The organism is Dietzia sp. IBK-p2-16D, assembly GCF_057773085.1.
In genome coordinates, this window is the sequence record NZ_JBYMTL010000002.1 from 380,825 (window position 1) to 401,775 (window position 20,951).

22 protein-coding genes are annotated in these 20,951 nt (G+C 71.1%); 10 read left to right on the forward strand and 12 right to left on the reverse strand.

Going from position 1 to position 20,951, the window contains the following annotated elements; translation table 11 throughout:
- Positions 1–29: 29 nt before the first annotated feature.
- The 3 genes from AC3DE3_RS06130 to AC3DE3_RS06140 form a co-directional block, all read right to left on the reverse strand.
- Complete coding sequence (locus tag AC3DE3_RS06130) at positions 30–704, reverse strand: hypothetical protein (protein ID WP_488369361.1); 675 nt, start codon at positions 702–704, stop codon at positions 30–32.
- Positions 705–900: 196 nt separating this feature from the next.
- The gene (locus tag AC3DE3_RS06135) at positions 901–1,464 is read right to left on the reverse strand and encodes an O-acetyl-ADP-ribose deacetylase (RefSeq protein WP_488369362.1); all 564 of its coding nucleotides are present in this window, start codon (positions 1,462–1,464) and stop codon (positions 901–903) included.
- Positions 1,461–2,282 carry a phosphatase PAP2 family protein gene (locus AC3DE3_RS06140; protein WP_260485834.1) on the reverse strand — a complete coding sequence of 274 codons (822 nt, stop codon included), beginning with the start codon at positions 2,280–2,282 and terminating at the stop codon, positions 1,461–1,463. Before AC3DE3_RS06140 ends, AC3DE3_RS06135 begins: the two co-directional genes overlap by 4 nt.
- Before the next feature lie 107 nt (positions 2,283–2,389).
- Here AC3DE3_RS06140 and aspA point away from each other — a divergent pair, with 107 nt between their 5' ends.
- The gene (aspA, locus tag AC3DE3_RS06145) at positions 2,390–3,853 is read left to right on the forward strand and encodes an aspartate ammonia-lyase (RefSeq protein WP_488369363.1); all 1,464 of its coding nucleotides are present in this window, start codon (positions 2,390–2,392) and stop codon (positions 3,851–3,853) included.
- Between the two features lie 106 nt (positions 3,854–3,959).
- Here the strand turns inward: aspA and AC3DE3_RS06150 are convergent, their stop codons facing one another.
- Positions 3,960–4,139, reverse strand: coding sequence for a hypothetical protein (locus AC3DE3_RS06150; RefSeq protein WP_488369364.1), 180 nt, complete (start codon positions 4,137–4,139; stop codon positions 3,960–3,962).
- A 146-nt stretch (positions 4,140–4,285) separates the two neighbouring features.
- Between AC3DE3_RS06150 and AC3DE3_RS06155 the strand changes: the two genes are divergently transcribed.
- A complete protein-coding gene (locus AC3DE3_RS06155) occupies positions 4,286–5,062 on the forward strand; it encodes an acetoacetate decarboxylase family protein (RefSeq protein WP_488369365.1) in 777 nt (258 codons plus the stop codon).
- A 34-nt stretch (positions 5,063–5,096) separates the two neighbouring features.
- On the opposite strand, the gene AC3DE3_RS06160 is transcribed toward AC3DE3_RS06155, so the two are convergent.
- Together AC3DE3_RS06160 and AC3DE3_RS06165 are read right to left on the reverse strand one after the other, a co-directional pair.
- Complete coding sequence (locus AC3DE3_RS06160) at positions 5,097–6,749, reverse strand: glycerol-3-phosphate dehydrogenase/oxidase (RefSeq protein ID WP_488369366.1); 1,653 nt, start codon at positions 6,747–6,749, stop codon at positions 5,097–5,099.
- Positions 6,746–7,342: a TetR/AcrR family transcriptional regulator gene (locus AC3DE3_RS06165; RefSeq protein ID WP_260485830.1), complete on the reverse strand. Its 597-nt coding sequence runs from the start codon at positions 7,340–7,342 to the stop codon at positions 6,746–6,748. The genes AC3DE3_RS06160 and AC3DE3_RS06165 overlap by 4 nt, the downstream gene beginning before the upstream one ends.
- A gap of 156 nt (positions 7,343–7,498) precedes the next feature.
- Here AC3DE3_RS06165 and AC3DE3_RS06170 point away from each other — a divergent pair, with 156 nt between their 5' ends.
- The 4 genes from AC3DE3_RS06170 (at position 7,499) to AC3DE3_RS06185 (ending at position 12,575) form a co-directional block, all read left to right on the forward strand.
- Positions 7,499–9,106 carry an FAD-binding oxidoreductase gene (locus AC3DE3_RS06170; protein ID WP_260489212.1) on the forward strand — a complete coding sequence of 536 codons (1,608 nt, stop codon included), beginning with the start codon at positions 7,499–7,501 and terminating at the stop codon, positions 9,104–9,106.
- Positions 9,103–10,044 carry a diacylglycerol kinase gene (locus AC3DE3_RS06175; protein ID WP_488369367.1) on the forward strand — a complete coding sequence of 314 codons (942 nt, stop codon included), beginning with the start codon at positions 9,103–9,105 and terminating at the stop codon, positions 10,042–10,044. The genes AC3DE3_RS06170 and AC3DE3_RS06175 overlap by 4 nt, the downstream gene beginning before the upstream one ends.
- A gap of 118 nt (positions 10,045–10,162) precedes the next feature.
- A complete protein-coding gene (locus tag AC3DE3_RS06180; protein ID WP_488369368.1) occupies positions 10,163–10,771 on the forward strand; it encodes a CAP domain-containing protein in 609 nt (202 codons plus the stop codon).
- Positions 10,772–10,841: 70 nt separating this feature from the next.
- Positions 10,842–12,575, forward strand: a complete 1,734-nt coding sequence (locus AC3DE3_RS06185) for a BCCT family transporter (protein WP_260485827.1) — start codon at positions 10,842–10,844, stop codon at positions 12,573–12,575.
- Here the strand turns inward: AC3DE3_RS06185 and AC3DE3_RS06190 are convergent.
- A complete protein-coding gene (locus AC3DE3_RS06190; RefSeq protein WP_488369369.1) occupies positions 12,572–13,354 on the reverse strand; it encodes a pirin family protein in 783 nt (260 codons plus the stop codon). The two genes, AC3DE3_RS06185 and AC3DE3_RS06190, sit on opposite strands and share 4 nt — an antisense overlap.
- 237 nt (positions 13,355–13,591) lie before the next feature.
- On the opposite strand from AC3DE3_RS06190, the gene AC3DE3_RS06195 reads away from it, so the two are divergent.
- Positions 13,592–13,717, forward strand: a complete 126-nt coding sequence (locus AC3DE3_RS06195; RefSeq protein ID WP_256821000.1) for a hypothetical protein — start codon at positions 13,592–13,594, stop codon at positions 13,715–13,717.
- 66 nt (positions 13,718–13,783) lie between these two features.
- Here the strand turns inward: AC3DE3_RS06195 and AC3DE3_RS06200 are convergent, their stop codons facing one another.
- Genes AC3DE3_RS06200 through AC3DE3_RS06210 form a run of 3 tightly spaced genes read right to left on the reverse strand, consistent with a single transcriptional unit; the run spans position 13,784 to position 16,540 of the window.
- Complete coding sequence (locus tag AC3DE3_RS06200; protein WP_260485825.1) at positions 13,784–14,845, reverse strand: hemolysin family protein; 1,062 nt, start codon at positions 14,843–14,845, stop codon at positions 13,784–13,786.
- Positions 14,838–16,211 carry a hemolysin family protein gene (locus AC3DE3_RS06205; RefSeq protein WP_488369370.1) on the reverse strand — a complete coding sequence of 458 codons (1,374 nt, stop codon included), beginning with the start codon at positions 16,209–16,211 and terminating at the stop codon, positions 14,838–14,840. The genes AC3DE3_RS06200 and AC3DE3_RS06205 overlap by 8 nt, the downstream gene beginning before the upstream one ends.
- A gap of 11 nt (positions 16,212–16,222) precedes the next feature.
- Positions 16,223–16,540: a hypothetical protein gene (locus AC3DE3_RS06210; protein WP_488369371.1), complete on the reverse strand. Its 318-nt coding sequence runs from the start codon at positions 16,538–16,540 to the stop codon at positions 16,223–16,225.
- Between the two features lie 152 nt (positions 16,541–16,692).
- Here AC3DE3_RS06210 and dapA point away from each other — a divergent pair, with 152 nt between their 5' ends.
- Positions 16,693–17,580: a 4-hydroxy-tetrahydrodipicolinate synthase gene (gene dapA / locus AC3DE3_RS06215; protein WP_488369372.1), complete on the forward strand. Its 888-nt coding sequence runs from the start codon at positions 16,693–16,695 to the stop codon at positions 17,578–17,580.
- Positions 17,581–17,672: 92 nt separating this feature from the next.
- On the opposite strand, the gene AC3DE3_RS06220 is transcribed toward dapA, so the two are convergent.
- On the reverse strand, positions 17,673–18,587 hold the full coding sequence (locus AC3DE3_RS06220) for an SDR family NAD(P)-dependent oxidoreductase (RefSeq protein WP_488369373.1): 915 nt from the start codon (positions 18,585–18,587) through the stop codon (positions 17,673–17,675).
- Between the two features lie 163 nt (positions 18,588–18,750).
- On the opposite strand from AC3DE3_RS06220, the gene AC3DE3_RS06225 reads away from it, so the two are divergent.
- Positions 18,751–19,569, forward strand: a complete 819-nt coding sequence (locus tag AC3DE3_RS06225; RefSeq protein WP_488369374.1) for a DUF1906 domain-containing protein — start codon at positions 18,751–18,753, stop codon at positions 19,567–19,569.
- A 115-nt stretch (positions 19,570–19,684) separates the two neighbouring features.
- Here AC3DE3_RS06225 and AC3DE3_RS06230 read toward each other — a convergent pair whose 3' ends face one another.
- The gene (locus tag AC3DE3_RS06230) at positions 19,685–20,008 is read right to left on the reverse strand and encodes a putative quinol monooxygenase (protein WP_488369375.1); all 324 of its coding nucleotides are present in this window, start codon (positions 20,006–20,008) and stop codon (positions 19,685–19,687) included.
- A 92-nt stretch (positions 20,009–20,100) separates the two neighbouring features.
- Here AC3DE3_RS06230 and AC3DE3_RS06235 point away from each other — a divergent pair, with 92 nt between their 5' ends.
- Positions 20,101–20,940 carry a serine acetyltransferase domain-containing protein gene (locus AC3DE3_RS06235; RefSeq protein ID WP_260485818.1) on the forward strand — a complete coding sequence of 280 codons (840 nt, stop codon included), beginning with the start codon at positions 20,101–20,103 and terminating at the stop codon, positions 20,938–20,940.
- The last annotated feature ends 11 nt before the right edge of the window (positions 20,941–20,951 follow it).

The following is a 20,951-nucleotide window of genomic DNA, read 5'->3' on the forward strand; positions in this document are numbered from 1 at the left end:
GCTGGCCCCGCCGCCCCGCCGGACCCCTCTCAGGGCTCCCGCGGGGCGGCGGGCGTTCTCCGGCCGGCACCGACGCGGCCGGTGCGGCCGGTGCGGCCGGTGCCGAGGGATCCGCAGGCCAGTCCGATCACCGCGCCGAGCGCGGTCTCGGTCGGGGTGTGGTGGCTGATCCGCACGCGCGCCCAGGCCACCGTCGGCACGAGCCCCAGCAGTCGCCAGTAGCGGGGTGAGAGTTCCCGGGCGAGGACCGCCACCACCCCGGAGAGCACGGCGGTGTGGAAAGAGACCTTGACCTTCAGGGTCGCGGTGCCGGCCACGCCCAACGCCACCAGCGCGGCACGGCTCATGCGACGCAACTCATCGGGGGCGCCGCGCGTCTGCTGGGCCGCCAGCAGTGCCGCCACGGACCCGGCGATGCCGGCGATCACCAGGGGGCGGTCCTCCCGCCTGGTGACGTGATGGTCCGACAGTGCCTTCCTGCGGACCCGCCAGGTGATCGCCGCCTGCGGCACCAGGCCCAGGCCCGCGGCGGTCGCGACGCCCCACCCGGTCGACCCCACCGCCCGGCCGAGATGCACCGACCCGACCGTGAGCATCACCCACGGGGCGCAGATCTCCGTCAGTACGGCCGCCGGCACCGCGCCACGCGTCGGCCTATCCGCCGCGACCGCGCCACGCGTTGGTCCACCGCTCTCGACCGTCATGCCCTCCGCCATCCCCCTTCACAGAGATCCGCTATGCCGAATCTGGATCCGCTGGTCGGTTTGGACTAGCAGATCCGGAGGGAGGGTAGCGGATCTGGCGGGATGCGGGCGGGGGCGGAGTGCGGGATGCGGGCGGGGGCGGATCTGGCGCGGGATGTGGGCGGATCTGGCGCGGGATGTGGGCGGGGCGGCGTGGTCAGCGGGGCAGGATCTCGGCGAGGCACTGCTCGGCCAGGCCGAGAGTGTCGGCGTCGAACAGCATGAGCGTCGCGGCCTCCACCTCGGTCTCGGTCTCGACCAGCGTCCGGAGGGCGGTGCGGACCGCGTCCTCGCGCGGCCACCCGTAGGCCCCGGCGGAGATCAACGGGAACGCGACGGAGCAGGCCCCGAGGTCATCGGCCACGGCCAGGGAGTTGCGGTAGCAGTCGACCAGGAGCGAGCGGCCGGCGCCGTCCGCTCCGCCGTCCGCGCCACCGTCCCGCCCGTAGACCGGCCCCACGGTGTGGATGACCCAGCGGGCGGGCAGGTCCCCGGCGCCGGTCGCCACGGCCTGCCCGGTGGGCAGCCCGCCACGCAGACGACCTGCCCTCAGCTCCCGGCATTCGGCCAGGATCGTCGGCCCGCCCGCGCGGTGGATCGCCCCGTCCACGCCGCCGCCCCCGAGCAGCGAACTGTTGGCCGCGTTGACGACCGCGTCCACGGCGATCCGGGTGATGTCGCCATGGCCCAGTTCGATCCGGGCGCGACTCGTCGTCGTCACGCCGAGACCTCGCGGGTGACGGCCTCGCGGGGTGTCCTGCGGCGCGTGATCATCGGGGTGGGGGAGTCGTCGAGGCGGTCCATCAACCACATGATGGTGGCCACCTCACCCACCCACGCCAGGCTCACGCACCAGCCGGCCAGGATGTCGCTGGGGAAGTGCACGCCCAGGTACATGCGGGTGACGCCGATGGCCGGGACGTACGCCGCCGACCCGGCGATCACCGGATACCGCCACGGTGTCGGCCACGCCAGGACGCAGGCACACCCGGCCAACGCCGCGCTCGCCATGGCGTGCCCGCTCGGGAACGAGTAGCTCTTCTCCTCCACGATGTGGGTGAAGAACGTGGGGCGCCCCCGGCGGTACAGGGCCTTGAGGACGGAGTTGATGATCGTCGACCCCACCAGGGACACCGTCAGCAGTGCTGCCGGCCGTCGGCTGCCCCGGACGGAGACCAGGTAGGCGGAGGTGGCGAGCGCGAACAAGGGCACCGCCGTGACACCGCCGAGCTCGGTGACGGCGCGGACGATGCGGGTGTTGCGGGGAGAGTGCCGGCGCTGGAGCCACAACATGACGGGGCGGTCGAAGGGCAGTCCCGCGTCCCCACGGATGCGCTCGGCCAGTTCGACGAACCCGATCACCGGGGTCGCGAACCCGACGAACGCCACCCCGAATATCGGCCACGTCCCCCGCGGCAGCGGCATCTCGCGACGGTCGACGATGCTGCCCAGCACCCCGTCCGACGGGTGCAGCTGCCGCAGGATGTCCCGCGCAGAGTTCAGCACTCGGGTGCGACGGGACAGCGTCGTGCGGGACATGCCCCCCACACTAGGCAGTGCGGTGGCCTTCTCGCCCGCGGATCGCGGCGAGCACTCCGGCCGCCCGGTTAGGGTGGGCCGCAGGCGACCCGAGAGGCGGAGGACGAATGAGTCACACCCGTGTGGAACAAGACCTGCTCGGCACCAAGGAGGTCCCGGCGGAGGCCTATTACGGGATCCACACGGTCCGGGCCGTCGAGAACTTCCCGATCGCCACCTCCACCATCAGCGACATCCCCGACTTCGTGCGCGGAATGGTCATGGTCAAGAAGGCCGCAGCGCTGGCGAATCTCGAGATGGGCGTCCTGGACGAGACGGTGGCGGACGCGATCGTCGGGGCCTGCGACGAGATCCTGGTCGACGGCCGCTGCATGGACCAGTTCCCGTCCTGCCAGTACCAGGGCGGCGCCGGCACCTCGGTGAACATGAACACCAACGAGGTCGTGGCCAACCTCGCCCTCGAACGACTCGGCCACCCCAGGGGCGCCTACGACATCATCAGCCCCAACGACGATGTCAACCGTTCGCAGTCCACGAACGACGCCTATCCGACCGGATTCCGGATCGCACTGTGGCACGCGCTCGAGCGGCTGGAGCCGGCGATCGTCGCGCTGCGGGAGGCCTGCTACGACAAGTCGGAGGAGTTCCGCGAGGTCCTCAAGATGGGCCGTACCCAGCTGCAGGACGCGGTCCCCATGTCGATGGGCCAGGAGTTCGGCGGCTTCGCCGTGACGCTCGACGAGGAACTCCACGTCCTCGGCGCGGCCGCCCGGATGCTCCTCGACGTCAACCTCGGTGCCACCGCGATCGGCACCGGCGTCAACACCCCGCCCGATTACCGCCGTGCCGTGATCAAACATCTGCGGGCCGTCACCGGGTTGCCGGTCACCGGCGCGATGAACCTCATCGAGGCCACCAGCGATACCGGTGACTACGTCAACGTCCACGCCGCCCTCAAGCGGACCGCCGTCAAGGTCTCCAAGATCTGCAACGACCTGCGGTTGCTGTCCTCGGGGCCGCGCGCCGGTCTCAACGAGATCAACCTGCCGGAGTTGCAGGCCGGGTCGTCGATCATGCCGGCCAAGGTCAACCCGGTGATCCCCGAGGTCGTCAACCAGGTGTGCTTCAAGGTGATCGGCAACGACGTCGCGGTGACCATGGCGGCCGAAGCCGGTCAGCTGCAGCTCAACGTCATGGAACCGGTGATCGCCCAGGCGATGTTCGAGTCGATCTCGCTGCTGACCAGGGCCATCGAGACGCTGACCGAGAAGTGCGTCGTGGGGATCACCGCCAACGTCGAGGTGGCGCGCCAGAACGTGATGAACTCGATCGGGATCGTCACCTATCTCAACCCGATCATCGGTCACCACAACGGCGACCAGGTGGGCCGGGAGTGCGCCCGGTCGGGCCGGGGGGTCCGCGAGGTGGTGCTGGAGATGGGCCTGCTGTCGGCGGAGGAACTCGACGACATCCTGTCGCCGTCCAACCTGCTCCGACCCAAGTATAAGGGCCGCTCGACCACGTCCGCCGTGGCCCAGCCCGGGCAGGACGTGACCGGCCCGACGGGCTGAGGCCCTGACGCGACCGAACCCCGGCCATCCCTCGTGGGGGGCCGGGGTTCTGCTGGGCCGGGCGCCTCGGACCCGGGCGGTCCGACGCCGGCGCGGGTGAGGTGTGTCAGGCGGGGGGCTCGCCGACGCGGCCGATGCTGCTCACGGCGAGGTTCCCCAGCGAACTGTCGAAACCGAACTGCTGCTCGATGAATGCGGACGAGCCTGTGATCGCGGCGTTGATGGCAGCGGACGAGCCGACGGTGAAGTCGAACTGGGCGAGGAAGTCGGCGATGGCCTTGAGCATGGGTGCCTCCAGATGAATCGGTGGTCGCGCCGCGAACCGGGCGGCGGGCCGTGGGCTGGCCTACACAGGTGATATCGGACCCGCCGCCCCGATCGTTAGCCGCACAAAGTGATGATTCCGGCCCGCGCGCCCGCTACCGTCTCCCTATGACCTCTCCCACATCCCGTGTCGTCGCAGGGCGCGAGATCACCTTTCCGGTCCCCGTCGTGTCCGCCTCGGTCTCCGGCGCGGCCTTCCTCACCCGGGCGGCAGTCGTCCGCAGGCTCATCGCGGGTGGCCCCCAGTCCGCACTCCTCGACGCCGCGGGGGCCGAGCCGGTCGCTCTTCCCGGTGGCCGGACCCCCGCGATCATGATCCACGTCCGGTACCACGATGTGCCCGGGAACGTGCTGGGCGCGTACCACGAGATGGGACTGGCATTCCAGCTCAAGGTGCCGGGTCACGGGACGCTGGTGCACATCCACGAACTGCCTGTCGACCAGGACTTCACCCTGGCTGCGGGCAACGAGCTGTGGGGCTTTCCCAAGTGGAAGGCCGACATGGTCGGTACGGCCGGCGGGGCCCTCGACGACGCCCGACTCGGGGCGGTCGGCTCGACGGGAACGGGCGGGGTCGACCTCACGCTGGACACGCGGATCGGTGTCCCGGTCCCGGGTAGTCAGTCGCTCGCCATGAACTGCGTGCAGGTCCTCGACGGACAGCCCGTGGTGGTCACGGCCGAGGCCACGGCCAGCGGCGGGCGGATGCGTCCGCTGAGCGGTGCCCGCGTGACGATCGCCCCGGGAGCCGATGAGGGCGACGCCGATGTCGCGCGGTTCGCCGGGGCCGTGCGTGAACTCGGGCTCGACCGCGCCCGTGCACTCGCCACCTTCTCCTACGACAAGTTCGTGGCCGAGTTCTGGGCGCCCGCCCCGATCGGCTGACGACCGATCGGCTGACCGCCCGCCCGCGGACCCCTCACCGTTTCCGGCGATCGACCGCGGCGAGGGCCTCGCGGGCTGCGGGTTCGGCAGCGGCCCGGTCTGCGGGCACGAGGCCGACCCGGCTGCGGCGGTCCAGCACGTCGTCGACGGTGAGTGCCCCCTCGTGGGTGACGGCGTAGGAGAACTCGGCTCGGGTGACGTCGAGGTCCTCGGCCACCGCCTCGAGCGGCCGGTCCAGCAGGCTCGCCGCCCCCACGGCGCCGGCCTCCTGCCCGTACCGGGCGACGAGCGACGCGGGCAGGAATGCGGGGCTCGGCCCGCGGGCGTGTGTGGCGTGCCCCGGCGCGCCGACGAGTGGAAGGTCGGTGGTGCGACACGGCCCGGCGGGGAGCCCGGCGCGCCGCACGACGAGGTCCACAGCCTGCTCTGCCATGAGCCGGTATTCCGTGAGCTTTCCACCGGTGATCGTGACCAGGCCGTTGTCCGAGGTCAGTAATGCATGATCCCGGGAGAGGTCGGCGGTGTCACCGTCGCCGGAGTCCACCAGGGGGCGCAGGCCCGCGAAGGTGCCCAGCACGTCGTCGCGGGTCAGGCGCACCTCGAGTGCCCGGTTGACCACGTCCAGCAGGAAGTCGACCTCCTCCTCGGTCGACTCCGGCACATCCGGCACCGGGCCGGGGGCGTCGACGTCGGTCAACCCCACGTGGAGGCGCCCGAACTCGGCCGGGATGGCAAAGCAGAAACGGTTGGTCTCGCCCGGCACCGGCACGGTGAGGGCGCCGACGGGATGGCCCAACGTGGCCGCGTCGAGGACCAGGTGGGTGCCACGCGAGGGGCGCACGCGCACCCCGGGAGTGGTCTGGCCGGCCCACACTCCGGTCGCAGAGATGACCGCTCGCGCGGAGAGGGTGAACTCGTCGTCGTCGTCGCTCCGCGCCGCGCCGGCCGCCACCGCCCCGCTCGCACCGAGTTCGTCGCGGACGGTGACCTGCGTGCCGCTCGCCTCGATCACCCGCGCGCGCGTGATCACCCGCGCCCCGTGTCCGGCCGCGGTGCGCGCGACGGCGGTGACCAGGCGGGCGTCGTCGACGAGCTGGCAGTCCCAGTTGAGGTGGCCGAACCGCAGGCCGTCGCGGCGCACGCCCGGGACGTACTCGGCGACCCGGCGCGGGCCCAGCACCCGCGCGCCCGGTAGGCGGTCGGCATGGGTTCCGGCCATCCGGGAGAGGACGGTGCCGGCGACGAACCCGAGCCCGGGCAGCACGGTCCCCACCGGCGGGGTGTCGCGGAAGACGGGCACCACCTGCGCGAGCGGTCGCACGAGGTGCGGGGCGGTCCGCTCGAGGAGGATGCCGCGCTCGACCGCCGAGCGGCGAGCGATGCCGACGTTGCCGGTCGCCAGGTACCGAAGTCCGCCGTGGGCGAGCTTGGAGGACCAGCGGCTCGTGCCGAAGGCCAGGTCGTGGGCCTCCAGGAGCACGGTCTCGAGCCCGCGGGAGGCGGCGTCGAGCGCGATCCCCGCGCCGGTGATGCCACCACCGATCACGATGAGGTCCACGGGAGTGGAGCGTTCGCGCAGGTCGGCGAGCTCGCGCGCGCGGCGATCGGCCGACAGGGCGGTGGACGGGGCTGCTGGAGGGGCAGTGCCGGCGGGGCGTCCGGGGTCCGTCTCCGCGTGGCCGGTCACAGGCCCAGATACCCGGTGACGAGCAGGTGCAGCTCGGAGCGCCACGAGTCCGCGTCGAGCGGCGGGTCGGCGAGCGGCGCGGACAGGACGGCGCCCTGGAGTGCGAGGTAGAGCATCGTGGCCATGTGGTCGGGGTCGCGGCCGCCGAGGCGGTCGTCGGCGGCGATGGCACGGGCGAGGAGGCCACGGAGGAACTCGATGAGTCGGCGTTGGGACGTGCCGAGACGGTGGAAGACGTACTCGGCGAGCAGGCCGCTCTCGTGGCGCCGCAGCGCGTCCAGCAGGGGGTCGGTGCGCACCTCGTCGGCCATCGCGCAGAGCAGGCGCGCGAGTTCGGCGGCATCGTGGACCGCGCCGTCGAGGAGATCCGGGCCGACGCGCCCGACCACGGCGGTGAGTTCGCGGGTGAGCAGGTCGGCGAACAGTGCGGTGATGTCCGGCCAGTGCCGGTAGAGGGTCGTGCGGCCGACACCGGAGCGGCGCGAGACCTCGACCATCGTGGTGCGGCCGGGGCCGTTCTCGAGGATCGAGGCGTGGGCGGCGGCGAGCGCGCGGTCCCGGGTGGTGTGGCGTGGCGGGGCGGAGACGGTCACCGGGCCTCCTTCGCAACGGGTCCGCCGGGGTGCGGGCCGGTGCCGGAACGCGCGACCGAAAGCCCTCGAACGGAACAGATTGTGCTCTAGTGTTCCAGTATGAGCGAGATGAACCCCGCTGACAAGCACCGATCGGGTCACCTGCCACTGCCGCCAATGTCCCTGTCCCGCTGGGGAACGGACGCCGAGGCCAGGGACCTGAGCGAGAGCATCCGCACCCTCCTCCGCGACGTGCTCGGCGTGACCGCGGAGACCGGGCGGAGGTTCGATCCGACCGCGGTGACCGCGTCGCCGTCGCGACTGACCGACGACGACCTCGCCGCGCTGGCCGGGATCGTGGGCGCCGGCAACGTCTCCGCCGACGACGCCCAGCGCCTGCCGCGCGCCCGCGGCAAGTCGACGCCCGACCTGCTGGCGTGGCGGACCAGGCCGGTGGTGGACTGCCCTGACGCGGTCGTGGCCCCGGGGGACGACGACGAGGTGGCCGCCCTCCTGAACTGGTGCACCACCGAAAAGGTCGCGGTGGTCCCCTTCGGCGGTGGCACCTCCGTCGTCGGAGGCCTCACCCCGGGCGCCGGGACGAACAGGGCCGTGGTGAGCGTCGACCTGGCGCATTTCAACGGTCTCGAGTCGATCGACCCGGAGTCGGGCGAGGCGGTCCTCGGGGCGGGCGTGACCGGCCCGAGGGCCGAGGAGTTGCTGGCCGCGCACGGGTTCTCGCTCGGCCACTTCCCGCAGTCCTTCCCCTACGCCACGCTGGGCGGCTACGCCATGACGCGGTCCTCGGGACAGAGCTCCGCCGGATACGGGCGCTTCGACGAGATGGTCAGCGGGCTGACGGTGGTCACCCCGGTCGGCGTGATCGAGGCGGGCCGGGCCCCGGCGTCGGCCGCGGGCCCGGACCTGCGGCAGTGGCTCCTGGGGTCGGAGGGTGCGTTCGGGGTGTGCACCCGGGTGCGGGTGCGGATCCATCCGGTGCCGGAGGTCGTACGGCACGAGGCGTTCCGGTTCCCCGACTTCGCCACGGGCGCCGCCGCGTTGCGCGCGGTCGAGCAGCAGGGGACCGGCCCCACGGTCATCCGCCTGTCCGACGAGACCGAGACGATGGTGAACCTCGCCACCGCGACCGACTCGATCGGCGAGACCGGCGCAGGACCCGACTCCGACTCCGGGACGGGTGGGTGCCTGTGCCTCTGCCTGTTCGAGGGCACGGCCGCCCACGCCGAATCACGGCACGCCGAAACACGGGAGGTCCTGCTCGCCCACGGTGGCACCTCGCTGGGCCCGGGCCCCGCGCGGTCGTGGGAGCACGGCCGCTTCGGCGCCCCGGTCCTGCGTGACGCCCTGCTGGACAACGGGGCCCTGGTCGAGACCCTGGAGACCGCCACCGACTGGTCTCGCCTGCCGGGGCTCCGGGCCGCGGTCGCGGAGGCGCTGACCTCCTCGCTCGAGGCCAGCGGCACCCCGGCGTTGGTCATGTGCCACATCAGCCACGTCTACCCCACGGGGGCGTCCCTGTACTTCACCGTCGTGGCCGGCCAACGCGGAGCGGACCCCGTCGCCCAGTGGGCCGAGGCCAAGCGCGCGGCCTCGGAGGCGATCGTCGCCGCCGGTGGCACCATCACCCACCACCACGCCGTGGGCGTGGACCACCGCCCGTACCTGGAGTCGGAGATCGGCGAGGTGGGCGTCCGGATGCTGCGCGCGGTGAAGAGCGCCGTCGACCCCCGGGGCGTGTGCAACCCGGGGACACTCATCCCATGAGCGCGCATCAGTCGGACCGCCGGATCCGGGCGGTCACCCTGCTGGTCAATCCGGCTGCGGGCGGCGGGCGAGGCGAGAAGGTGGCGGACCGGGCCGCCGGCCGGCTGCGCGCCCACGGGCTCGAGGTCACCCGGTTGGCCGGTTCCGGGGCGGGGGAGTCCCTCGCGTTGGCCCGGCAGGCGATCACGGACGGTACCGACGCCCTGGTGGTGTGCGGCGGTGACGGGATGGTCTCGATCGCCGTACAGGCGCAGGTGTCCACCGACGTGCCGGTGGGCATCATCCCGGCGGGCACCGGCAACGACCTGGCCCGCGAGTACGGCGTCCCGGTGGGCGATCCCGAGGCGGCCGCGGACATAGTCGCCGGTGGCCGTGTCGAGTGGGTCGACCTCGGTCTGGCCACCCCGGACGGCGGGGAGCCGCAGGTGTTCGCGTCGGTACTGTGTGCGGGGCTGGACTCCGCGGTCAACAGGCGGGTGAACGAGATGCGGATGCTCCGCGGGCCCCTGCGCTACGTATTCGCCGCGATGATCGAGTTCCCGACCTACCGACCCCGGCGCTTCCGGATGGTCTTCGACGCGGGCCTGCCCACCGAGGACACCGTCGAGACCGAGGTGCTCCTCAGTGCGTTCGCGATCACCCGCAGCTACGGCGGGGACATGAGGATCGCGCCCGACGCGGATCGCGGCGACGGGCTGTTCGACGTCTGCTACGTCGAGAGGATCTCCAAACTTCGCTTCGTGCGCCACTTCCCCAAGATCTACTCCGGGTCCCACGTGGGTCTGCGGGGCGTGACCACCCGGAGGTGTCGGACGGTCCGCCTCGAGGCCTCCGACGTCGAGGCGTTCGCCGACGGGGACGCCGTGGCGCCCCTTCCGGTGACCGTCGAGGTGCTTCCCGGGGCGGGTCGATTCCTGGTCCCCCGCGCGCCCCATTAGTCACACCAGCACCATTGATATTCGCTGGTCACAGCATTGCAACCGAACCGGGGCCGGGCTGTTACCTCATTGGCCAATCGGTTAGCTTCAGGCACGCCGAGACGGCATGATCACCACCATGCGCACCAGGTTTACCGCGTCACTCGCGACGATCGCCGTCACCTCCGCCACCCTCCTGGGTGGCGCCGCGACGGCTTCTGCCCAGACGGCTCCGCCCCGATTGCCGTCCTTCATCCCACAGCACCTGATCCCGGCCCACCTGGTCCCCCAGGTGGACGGTCTCGTTTCCCAGGTGCGAGCCGCACTGCCCCCCGAGGCGTGGGCTGCGGTCGGCTCCAGCGAGATGGCCTACCAGGACATCTCCGCCCTGGCCGTCGGCGGCGGGTTGCGCGAGGGCATCGTCCGCGAGATCGACGCGTACCGCGTGGCGCACAAGCGTGGGGCGTTGGCTCCCAACCCCGACCTCGACCGCGAGGCCCAGGCGTGGGCCGACCGTCTGGCCGCCCGCGATGAGGTGGTCCACAACACCGCGTTGATCGGCCGCGGATACGGGGAGAACATCGTCGCCGCCGGGACCCACTGCGGTGCGGTCTGCCTGGTCGACCTGTGGAAGAACTCGCCGGGCCACAACGAGAATCTCCTCGATCCGGGGTACCGGTCGGCCGGCATGGGGATCGCCCACTCGCGCGGCGGCAAAGTTTTCGTGGTACACAATTTCGCGTACTGACACACCAACTCTGACTGAGCCACACGGTCCGGCAGCGGCGCTCTCGTAGCGCCGAGACGACGGGGGGAACATGTCCGAACGGATTCTGCGAGCGCTGAGGCTCAAGACCGATCCGGGGGTGTTCTTCACGACCGTCGGGGTCATCCTGCTCTTCGTCGTCGTGACGTTCTTCGCCGGCGAGTGGGTGGGCAGCGTCTTCGGTTCCGCCTCCGGGTGGATCATGACCAACCTCGGCTGGTTCTACATCTTCGGTGTCACCGCGTTCCTCGGCTTCCTCATCTGGATCGCCCTGAGCCGATTCGGCCACGTCCGTCTCGGTGGGGACGACGAGCTCCCCGAGCACTCCACGCTGAGCTGGTTCGGGATGCTGTTCGCCGCGGGCATCGGCACGATCCTCATGTTCTGGGGCGTGGCGGAGCCGATCTCGCACTTCGCCACCCCGCCCCGTGGGAGCGTCGAACCGGGCAGCACGGACGCCGCGAGCGAGGCGATGGCGTTCACGCTGTACCACTTCGGCCTGCACACCTGGACGATCTTCGCGTTGCCCGCACTCGCCTTCGCGTACTTCATCTACAAGCGCAAGATGCCGCCGCGGGTGAGCTCGATCTTCGCCCCGCTGCTCGGGGACAAGATCTTCGGCCCGCTCGGCAAGACGATCGACATCGTGGCACTGGTCGGCACCGTGTTCGGCGTGGCGACGTCGGTCGGTCTGGGGACGCTGCAGATCAACGCGGGTCTGAACGAACTGTTCGGGATCGCGATGTCACCGGTCGTGCAGGTGCTCATCATCGCGGTGGTCACCACCGTCGCCTGCATCTCCGTGGCCCTGGGCCTGGAGAAGGGCATCAAGCGCCTGTCCAATCTCAACATCGCGATGGCCGTCGCGCTGCTCATCTTCGTCCTGGTCACCGGCCCCACACTGTTCCTGCTCAAGGGCACGGTCGAGTCGCTGGGCGTCTACCTCTCGACCCTGCCGGAGCTGGCGCTGTGGAACAACGTCTTCCCGGCCTCCGACGACCTGGCGTCGTGGCAGAACACCTGGACCGTCTTCTACTGGGCCTGGACCATCACGTGGTCGCCCTTCGTCGGCATCTTCATCGCCCGGATCAGTCGTGGCCGCACCATTCGTCAGTTCGTCTTCGGCGTACTCGGCCTGCCGGTGGCGTTCTCGGTGCTGTGGTTCGGGATCTTCGGCATGGCCTCGTTCCACATCGAGCTCTTCGGCTCCGGTGGTCTGGTCGAGGCCGTGGTCGACGACGGCGACATCCCGGGTGCGTTGTTCGCGTTCCTGTCGAACTACCCGCTGGCGACCTTCATCTCCGGGCTGGCAGTGGTCCTCGTCGTCATCTTCTTCACCACGTCGGTCGACTCCGCATCGATGGTCGTGGACATGATCGCCTCCGGTAAGGACGACGAGGTCCAGGCCTCGCCGACCCACCAGCGCGTCATCTGGGGTGTGCTCATGGGCGCGGTCGGTGCGACGATCCTCGCCGGTACCGGCGAGGGTGGGCTCACCGCGCTGCAGGAGGTCATCACCGTCATCGGACTGCCGTTCTTCATCATGGGCTTCGTCATGATGTACAGCCTGGTCCGCGGGATCAGCAGCGACATGGGGGAGCGGCCCCCCACGGTCACCCGGCAGTGGCGCCGCGCGTACTCGGCCGAGGAGCTCGAGAAGCACGAGGAGGCGCCCTCACCCGAGCCGGTGCACCCGCTGTACCACATCCCGGACGAGGGCGAGCAGGACGACGGCGCCCCGGTGACGGTCGCCGACGGCGCGGAGGCGACGGCCGAGAAGGACTAGTGCCCGCGCACGTCGAGCATCGTCATGCCCGCGTGCATCTCCCACACGAGGATCTCGGCCCCGTGGTCACCGGCGGTGACGCGCCGCCCGCCCGAGGCGGTCATGCGGGCGGCGTCGCCGTTGTCCAGCACGCCCTCGCCCTCCAGCGCCACCGAGCCCAGCGGCACGTAGAGGTGGAGGTAGGGGGCGTCGGGGAGCTGGACGGACCGGCCGGGGTCCAGTCGCGCCGCGAGGAGCGCGGACGCGCGGTTGCGGATCCGGATGGCGGCGCGGTCCGAGTAGGTGGGTAGCCCTCCGGCGACGACGGCGAGCTGGTTCTCGAGCTCCGGTGATTCGATCTCCAGCTGTTCGTACCCGGGCTCCCCGCCGGCGGTGTCCGGGACGACCCACATCTGGACGAGGTGGACCGGGTCCACGGGGGCATGCTCACTGCGGACCGAGCCGTCGCGCCAGCCATCGTTGCGTTCGGAGTGCAGGATGCCCGAGCCCGCGCTCATCCGCTGTGCGAGTCCGGGGTAGATGACGCCGCTGTGTCCCTCGGAGTCCTGGTGTACGAGCGAGCCGGAGAGGACCCAGGTGACGATCTCCATGTCGCGGTGGCCGTGCGTGTCGAACCCGGAGCCGGCGGCGATGCGGTCGTCGTTGTTCACCAACAGGCGCCCGAAGTGGGTGTTCATCGGGTCCTGGTACCGGCCGAACGAGAACGAGTGCCGGGAGTCCAGCCACCCTCCGGCGTCGTGCGAGCGGGCGCGGGACCGGTGGATTCGGATCTCGGACATGTGCGTCGCTGCCCTTCGTCAGTAGTCGATGATGTATCAACTATACCATCGGGCGGATGGGCGGAGGCCGGGCCGGTGCGAACGGTGGCGGGGTGTGAGGTGGTGCATTAATGTCCGGAACGGCCGCTCGGGCAGGCGTCCAGAACAGCTGTCCAGAAAGTTTGTTTATCTGTCAGCGGCACGCCGCCGACGAGCGTAGAGTGACGGGTGTCACACCGACTAGCAGGAGGTTCCACGATGTTGCAGAACGCGCTGGCCACCACGGTGCGGGTGGGTGTGGCCACGTACAGCGGGGTGGCGCAGATCGTCGTGGACAACACGCTCGGCCGGGTTCTCGATACCAACCCCGACAAAGTCCGCTGAGAACGTCCGCTGAGAACGTCCGCTGACCGGGTCCGCCAGCCCCCGCCGGACGGCGGCCGGAACACATCAGGCCCCGGGCGACGCCTGCTCGGTTCCGGGCGTGGCGTCCCTGACCTCTCCGACGAGCCTGGACAGGACGTCCTCGAGGACCAGTAGCCCCCGCGGGCCGGACGCCCCCGCGTCCCGGTCATCGACGATCGCCAGGTGGGCACGCGCCCGCTGCATCGCCGACAGGACGTCGTCGAGCGGCGTCCCGGACGGCACGACCCCCAGTTCGCGGATCCGCTCGCGGCGCAGCGGTCGGGACGGGTCATCGGCCAGGATGTCCTTGACGTGGACGTAGCCGATGTAGGTGTCGCCGCGCCGCACCGGGAACCTCGAGTGGCCGGTCCGCACGCACAGGTCCTGCACCTCGCCGGTGGTCCGGTCCTCGTCGATCGAGTCCACCTCCTCGATCGGACGGAGCACGTCGGCCGCGCTGATGTGGTCGAACGCCAGCGCCCCTTCGAGTAGCAGCGTCTCGTCCTCGTCGAGGAAGCCCGATTCCCCGGCGGCGGCGACCATCCCGTGCATCTGGTCCACCGTGAAGGTGGTCTCCACCTCGGAGCGTGGTTCCTCCCGCAACACGTACCGCACCACGGCGTCGGCGGACTTGTTCATCAGCCAGATCGCGGGCAGGAACACCAGCACGAAGACCCGCAGCACCGGGCCGAGGAGGAGCGCGGCCGCCGCCGGCCGGGCGATCGCCATGTTCTTGGGCACCATCTCGCCGAGCACCATGTGCAGGAACGTGACGATGAGCAGCGAGATCACCAGCGCGATCGGGTGCGCGAACCCGGTGGACACCCCCAGCCATGCCAGTGGCTGCTCGATGAGGTGGGCGATGGCGGGCTCGCCGACCGCGCCGATGAGCAGTGAGCAGACCGTGATCCCGAGCTGGGTGGCCGCCAGCGAGAGCGATACGTTCTCCACACCTCGCAGTGACCACAGTGCGCGGGTGCTGCCCCCGGCGGCGTGCGGTTCCAGGGTGTCGCGCCGCGCGGAGACCATGGCGAACTCCGCGGCGACGAAGAACCCGTTGCCGAGCAGGAGGGCCACCAGGATCAGAAGTGCGACGCCGTCACTCATCCGGGTCCTCCGCCCCGGAAACGTCCCGCACGACGGTGGCCCGGACACGCCCGGCCCGGTGTCCGCGCAGCGATTCCACCCGCAACCGCACCCGCGCCCGTGTGGGCAGGTCGTCGCGGTCGCGGTTCTCATGGTCGTGCGCGTCCAGTTCGGTCTCGTCGTCGACCTCGGGCAGTCGGTCCACGGCCTCGGACAGCAGTCCGGACAGCGTGGACACGGTCCCCGGCGGCGGGATCTCGAGCCGCAGGACGGTCCCCAGCTCGTCGGGCCGCATCATCCCGTCCACGAGAACCGTGTCGTCGTCGACCCACTCGTGGGTGCGTGACGCCCGGTCCTGCTCGTCGTCGATCTCCCCGACGATCTCCTCCACCAGGTCCTCCAGGGTGACGATCCCCGCGGTCCCGCCGAACTCGTCCACGACCACCGCCATCTGCAGGTCGGTCTGCCGGAGCAGGCGCATGAGCGGGTCGAGGGTCATCACCGCCGACACCACGGTCGGCTCGGTGGCGATCTCCCGCACCGGCGTCCGGGCGCGCTCGTCGACAGGCACGGCCAACGCCTGCCGATAGTGGACGACGCCCACCACCTCGTCGACGGTCGCGCCGAGGACGGGGAACCGCGACCGGCCGGTGGCCGCCACGGTGTCGAGGAGATCCTGCGCCGTGTGGTCCCGCAGGAACGTCACCAGGGGGCGGGGCACCATCGCGTCCGCCGCGCGGTGTTCCCCGAACGAGATCGAGCGGGTCACCAGCTCGGCCGTGTGCGGGTCCATGGCGCCCTCGCGGCCCGACCGCGCCGCGGACGCCCGCAGTTCCTCGGGGGAGTGCGCCCCACCGGGTTCCTCCTGCGGGGTGAACCCGAGCAGCCGCAAGACGACGTTGGCGGTGGAATTCAGACCCGTGACCAGCCAGCCGAACCCCGCCATGAAGATCTTCTGGGGGATCACGACCAGCCGCGCGACCCGCATCGGCGCGGCGATGGCCCAGTTCTTGGGGACGAGTTCGCCGAGGACCATCTGGAGGAACGTGACGACGACGAAGGCCGCGGTCATCGCGATACCGCGGGCCGCCGGCTCGGGCATGCCCGACAGGCCGAGGGCGCCGGTGAGAAGCTCCCCCACGGAGGGGCCGGTGAGGTACCCCGCGACGAGGCTGCTGACCGTGATCCCCAGCTGGGCGCCCGACAGGTTGGTCGACGTCCTGGCGAGCGACCCGTCGAGGGCCCTGGCGATCCGGTCGCCCTCCGATCCGGCCGCGCGCACGTCGTCCCGGTTGACGGTGAGGAACCCGAACTCGACCGCCACGAACAGGGCGTTGGCACCGATGAGCAGGACGAGCGCCAGCGTGAGCGCGAGCGCGAGTGCCACGTCAGGCCCGGTTATTGACCGTCGGCGGTGCCGTCCGAGCCGCCGACGGCGTGATCCGGCTGCTCAGGGGTCTGGTACACCTTCTTCTGCTCGTCGCGCCGGGCGGCGCCGTCCCCGGCCGTCCCGGAGGTCGCGCCGGAGCCCGCCGCCTCGCCGTGGCCACCGGCGCTGCCGGCGTCCCGGCCGGGTCCGGCGGCGGAGTCCGCCTCGTCCGCGCCGCGGGTGGTGCTCCCGTCGCCGGCACCGGACCCGTCGACGGTGTTGCCGAGTTCCTCGGGCGATTCCTCGGGGATGCGTGCGCTGTCCTCGGGTCGGGTCGAGTCGGTCACGGTCGCCTCCGGTGGTCTCGTGGGTCGGCGCCGGTCACCCGTCGCCGAGGTGATGACGACCCTAGTCGCGTGAGCGCGCGCCCGTCGGGATCCTGCGCCCGCGCGGCCAGCGGGCTCTCGCCACGGCATCGTCGTGGCTTAGTGTGGTGCGCATGTCGGACAATCCCTTCGGTCGGGTCATCACCGCGATGGTGACCCCCATGCATGACGACGGCTCGATCGATTTCGACGGCCTGCAGCGGCTCGCGGTCCACCTCGCCGACCACGGTCACGACGGTCTGCTGGTCAACGGCACGACCGGCGAGTCGGCGACGACCACGGATGACGAGGACTACGACAGCGTGGCCGCCGTCGTCGAGGCGGTCGGCGACCGGGTGAAGGTCATGGCGGGGTGCGGTACCAACGACACGGCCCACTCGATCCGCGCGGCCCGCGAGATGGTCGCGCGCGGCGCGGATTCGCTGCTCGTGGTGACCCCGTACTACAACAAGCCCACCCAGCACGGGATCGTCGAGCACTTCCGGATGATCGGCGAGGCCACCGACCGTCCGATCATGGCCTACGACATCCCGGGCCGCACCGGCACGGCCCTGGCCACGGACACGATCCGCCAGCTGGCGCAGATCCCCCAGGTGCGTGCGGTGAAGGACGCCAAGGGCGACCTGTTCGAGGCGAGCCGGCTCATGGCCGAGACGGACCTGCTCTGGTACTCCGGCGACGACGTGCTCAACCTGGCGTTCCTGGCTCTCGGCGCGACCGGCGTCGTCTCCGTGGTGGGCCATGTCGCCGGGGATGACTACCGCGCGATGATCGACGCCGTCGACGCCGGCGACCTGCCCCGGGCCCGCGAGATCCACACCCGCCTCATCCCGGCCGTGGACGCGATCATGCACACCTCGCAGGGCGCCATCCAGGTCAAGGCCGCGCTGAAGACGGCCGGTCTCATCGGCTCGGACCGCCTGCGCATGCCCCTCCTACAGGGCCCGCCCGAGCACCTGACCAGGTTGCGCGACGGCCTGGCGGCGGCCGGGCTCGGCTGACCCATCCCGGCCACCGACCGACCACGGTCCCACCCGGGAGGGGATGACCTCGTCGTCGTCGGGGATCGTCGTCGGGGCTGACGTCGGCGCCGCTACGCCCGCTGGAACGCGGCCATCTCCGTGCACCGTCGCCACAGCGCGGCGGCCGTGGCCCGGTCGTACGAACGGCGACTCGACCTGGTGAGCTTCGGGTGCCCGCGCAGGCCCCCCAGGCGATCGGGACCCACGAACGCGCCGCCCGTGACATCCGGCATCGTCGCGGCGTACAGGACGGACAGCGCGCCCATCTCCGGTGCCAGGCCCGCCCACGTGATGGAGTTGCCGAGCTCGAAGAAGCGGTCCGCCAGCGGGTTGCCGCTCTGGCGGATGAGGTCGGTCGCGGTGTAACCGGGGTGCGCGGCGACGGAGGAGAGCCCACTGCCGGTCCGCTCGAAGTGACGCTGCCACTCGTAGGCCAGCATGATGCAGGCCAGTTTGGAGTTCGCGTACGCCGCCATGGGACGGTATCCGCGCAGGTCCATGCCGAGGTCGTCGGTATCGAGTCGTCCGCGCAGGTGGGCGAGCGAACCCAGCCAGACGACCCGGTCCGTCACCATCGGCTCCAGCCCCCGGGTGAGCGCGTGGTGGGCCAGCACGTTCACGCCGAACTGCATCTCGTGCCCCTGCGCGGTGCGGGCGTGGGGGATGTTCATGAGGCCGGCGTTGTTGATGAGCACGTCGATCGGTGTGCCCGCCTCCGTCGTGGCCGCCACGAACCCGTCGACCGAGTCCAGGTCCGCCATGTCGAGCAGGCGCACCTGCGCGAGCTCCCGCGCTCCGGTGGGGAGCGTCGCGCGCGACTCCTCCGCCTTCTCCTCGTTCCTGCAGGCCATGATGACCCGGCCGCCCCTGGCTGTGAGCGCCGCCGTGGTCGCCAGGCCGATACCACCGTTGGCGCCGGTGACCACGAAGGTCCGGCCCGTCTGGTCGGGGATGTCGGCGGCGGACCATCTGTGCGATCGAGTCATGAACATCAGTGAACCAGCCGCGCCTGCTCTACGGTGGTCCACCCGTGTGGTAACGCCGGGATATCATCCGCGATCTTCTTGTGACACACTCGTCGGGGTGCGCGAGTCCCACGTGTCACACGTGCCCCCGCGTGCCCCTTCCTCGAGACCCCGGAGTAGCTCCATGACGTTCGACCGCCGAACCTTCCTCCGCCGCGCCGGCCTCGGTGCTGCCGGGGCGGGCGCCCTCGCCGCGGGCATCACGCCCTCCGTGGGTGCACAGTCCTCCCTCCCCGCCGAGATCGGTGCACTTCCGGGCGCCGGCGCCGGGGTCCCGATCGGCACCCTGCTCGACTACGCCTCCGGCCCGCCGTCGGCGGCGTCGATCCGCGCGGCCGGCCACATGGGCGCCGTGCGCTACTGCTCCAACCGTCGTCCCGACGCCGGGTGGATGACCGGCAAGCCGCTGCTACGCCGCGAGGTCGACGACTTCCGCGCCCACGGCCTCAACATGGTCTCCTGCTACCAGTTCGGGCGTGCCGAGACCGCCGACTGGAAGGAAGGGGCCGCGGGTGGCGACCGCCACGCCCCGATCGGCATCGGTATCCACCGCTCCGCCGGCGGTCCCTCGGGTGTGCCGATGTACGTGGCGATCGACGACAACCCCACGCGGTGGCAGTTCGACAACCAGATCGCGCCCTACCTCGAGCGCTGGCGCTCCCACCTGCAGCGTGCGGGGATGAAGCTCGGCGTGTACGCCAACGCCCCCACCATCGACTGGTGCCGCCAGCGCGGTCTCGGGCAGTACTTCTGGCAGCACGACTGGGGCTCCGGCGGGCGACTGAACCCGTTCGCCACCATCCACCAGCTGCCGGTCCGCCAGCAGGTGACCGTCGGTGGTGTCGTGTCCGACCTCAACCGCGTCTACGCGCTCGACTACGGCCAGTGGTGGCCGATCGATCCGATCGCCCTCGCGCAGTCGGCGCTCGGCAGCTCCATCTGACCCGACCCACCACAGCCGCGCGCTCCAGAGTCATCAGCATGCGATATATCCCGTGCGGATGACTCTGGAGCGCGCGGCTGCGTGGTGAGGTGGGTCGTGCGGGTCCGGCCCGCGCCTACCCGACCGTGATCTCGCCCATCGTCCCCCACTCCTCGCCGTCGGCGGTGGTGTTGATGATCCGCGGGGTCCGCTCGAGGTACCGGGCGGCCGATCCGGTGAACGCGGCGAAGTGCTCGGAGTTCACGTGCTCGGCGGGGGCGTCGCCCTCCCGGAAGGCCTCGCACAGCAGGAAGGTGTTCGGGGACTCCGGGGACCGGTACCAGTCGAAGAAGAGGTTGCCCTGCTCCGCGCGAGTGGCCTCGGTGAACTCGCGGGTGAACTCGAGCCAGGACTCGGCGAACTCGGGCTTGACGTCGAAACGCACGTTGATGAGGATCATGGCCCCATCCTGCCGCGCCCGGGGCGGGCCGTCGACCCGCCGGGACCGGTGTGACTCGCCCCGATCGACGGGACGGGCCTACGCTGTATCAGGTGACCATCGAGCTGAGCATCGAGAACCCGTGCATCCCGCGGGCGGAGGCCGACTCCTCCGTTCGCGCGGTCTGGGACCGCCTGTCGCAGGACGCGACCTCGAGCAGGAACGAACCGCTGATCGCAGGACTGGTCCTGGACCTCATCGACGGCTGCGACGACCTCGGTGAATCCCTCGCCCGCCTCGCCGCCTCCCGGGTCGCGACCCCCGAGATCGGTCGGCACGTGTTGGAGAAGGAGATCCGGGCGGTGCTCGTCGAGCATCCCCACGTCCTGGAGGCCGTCGCGGCCGACCTGGTGGTGAGCTACGAGCGCAACCCGGCGTACCCCAACTACCTGGTGCCCTACCTCTTCGCCAAGGGCTTCCTCGGTCTGCAGGTGCACCGGGTGGCCCACGAGATGTGGAACTCCGGGCGCGTCATGGCGGCGTCGTTCCTGCAGAGCCGCATCTCGGAGGTGTTCGCCATGGACGTCCACCCGGCCGCCCGGGTCGGTTCGGGCATCCTCGTGGACCACGCCACCGGGATCGTGGTCGGGGAGACGTGCGTGATCGGCGACGGGGTGTCCATCCTGCAGGGCGTCACGCTCGGGGGAACCGGTAACGAGGACGGCGACCGTCACCCCAAGATCGGCTCGGGTGTCCTGCTGTCGGCCGGGTCGATCGTGCTGGGCAACGTCCGCGTGGGCGACTGCTCCAAGGTGGCCGCGGGATCGGTGGTCCTGCACGAGGTCCCGCCCCACACCACCGTGGCCGGGGTCCCCGCGAAGGTGGTCCGCCGTCACGCGGACTCGCTGGTCCCCGCTGAGCGGATGGACCAGGAGATCGACCCCGAGCGGTAGGGCGACACCCC

Bases quoted from the DNA above. Each gene is read 5' to 3' on its own strand.
- AC3DE3_RS06130 (WP_488369361.1), bottom strand. From the start codon at position 704: ATGACGGTCGAGAGCGGTGGACCAACGCGTGGCGCGGTCGCGGCGGAT.
- AC3DE3_RS06140 (WP_260485834.1), bottom strand. From the start codon at position 2,282: ATGTCCCGCACGACGCTGTCCCGTCGCACCCGAGTGCTGAACTCTGCG.
- aspA (WP_488369363.1), top strand. From the start codon at position 2,390: ATGAGTCACACCCGTGTGGAACAAGACCTGCTCGGCACCAAGGAGGTC.
- AC3DE3_RS06150 (WP_488369364.1), bottom strand. From the start codon at position 4,139: ATGCTCAAGGCCATCGCCGACTTCCTCGCCCAGTTCGACTTCACCGTC.
- AC3DE3_RS06155 (WP_488369365.1), top strand. From the start codon at position 4,286: ATGACCTCTCCCACATCCCGTGTCGTCGCAGGGCGCGAGATCACCTTT.
- AC3DE3_RS06170 (WP_260489212.1), top strand. From the start codon at position 7,499: ATGTCCCTGTCCCGCTGGGGAACGGACGCCGAGGCCAGGGACCTGAGC.
- AC3DE3_RS06175 (WP_488369367.1), top strand. From the start codon at position 9,103: ATGAGCGCGCATCAGTCGGACCGCCGGATCCGGGCGGTCACCCTGCTG.
- AC3DE3_RS06180 (WP_488369368.1), top strand. From the start codon at position 10,163: ATGCGCACCAGGTTTACCGCGTCACTCGCGACGATCGCCGTCACCTCC.
- AC3DE3_RS06185 (WP_260485827.1), top strand. From the start codon at position 10,842: ATGTCCGAACGGATTCTGCGAGCGCTGAGGCTCAAGACCGATCCGGGG.
- AC3DE3_RS06190 (WP_488369369.1), bottom strand. From the start codon at position 13,354: ATGTCCGAGATCCGAATCCACCGGTCCCGCGCCCGCTCGCACGACGCC.
- AC3DE3_RS06195 (WP_256821000.1), top strand. From the start codon at position 13,592: ATGTTGCAGAACGCGCTGGCCACCACGGTGCGGGTGGGTGTGGCCACG.
- AC3DE3_RS06200 (WP_260485825.1), bottom strand. From the start codon at position 14,845: ATGAGTGACGGCGTCGCACTTCTGATCCTGGTGGCCCTCCTGCTCGGC.
- dapA (WP_488369372.1), top strand. From the start codon at position 16,693: ATGTCGGACAATCCCTTCGGTCGGGTCATCACCGCGATGGTGACCCCC.
- AC3DE3_RS06220 (WP_488369373.1), bottom strand. From the start codon at position 18,587: ATGACTCGATCGCACAGATGGTCCGCCGCCGACATCCCCGACCAGACG.
- AC3DE3_RS06225 (WP_488369374.1), top strand. From the start codon at position 18,751: ATGACGTTCGACCGCCGAACCTTCCTCCGCCGCGCCGGCCTCGGTGCT.
- AC3DE3_RS06230 (WP_488369375.1), bottom strand. From the start codon at position 20,008: ATGATCCTCATCAACGTGCGTTTCGACGTCAAGCCCGAGTTCGCCGAG.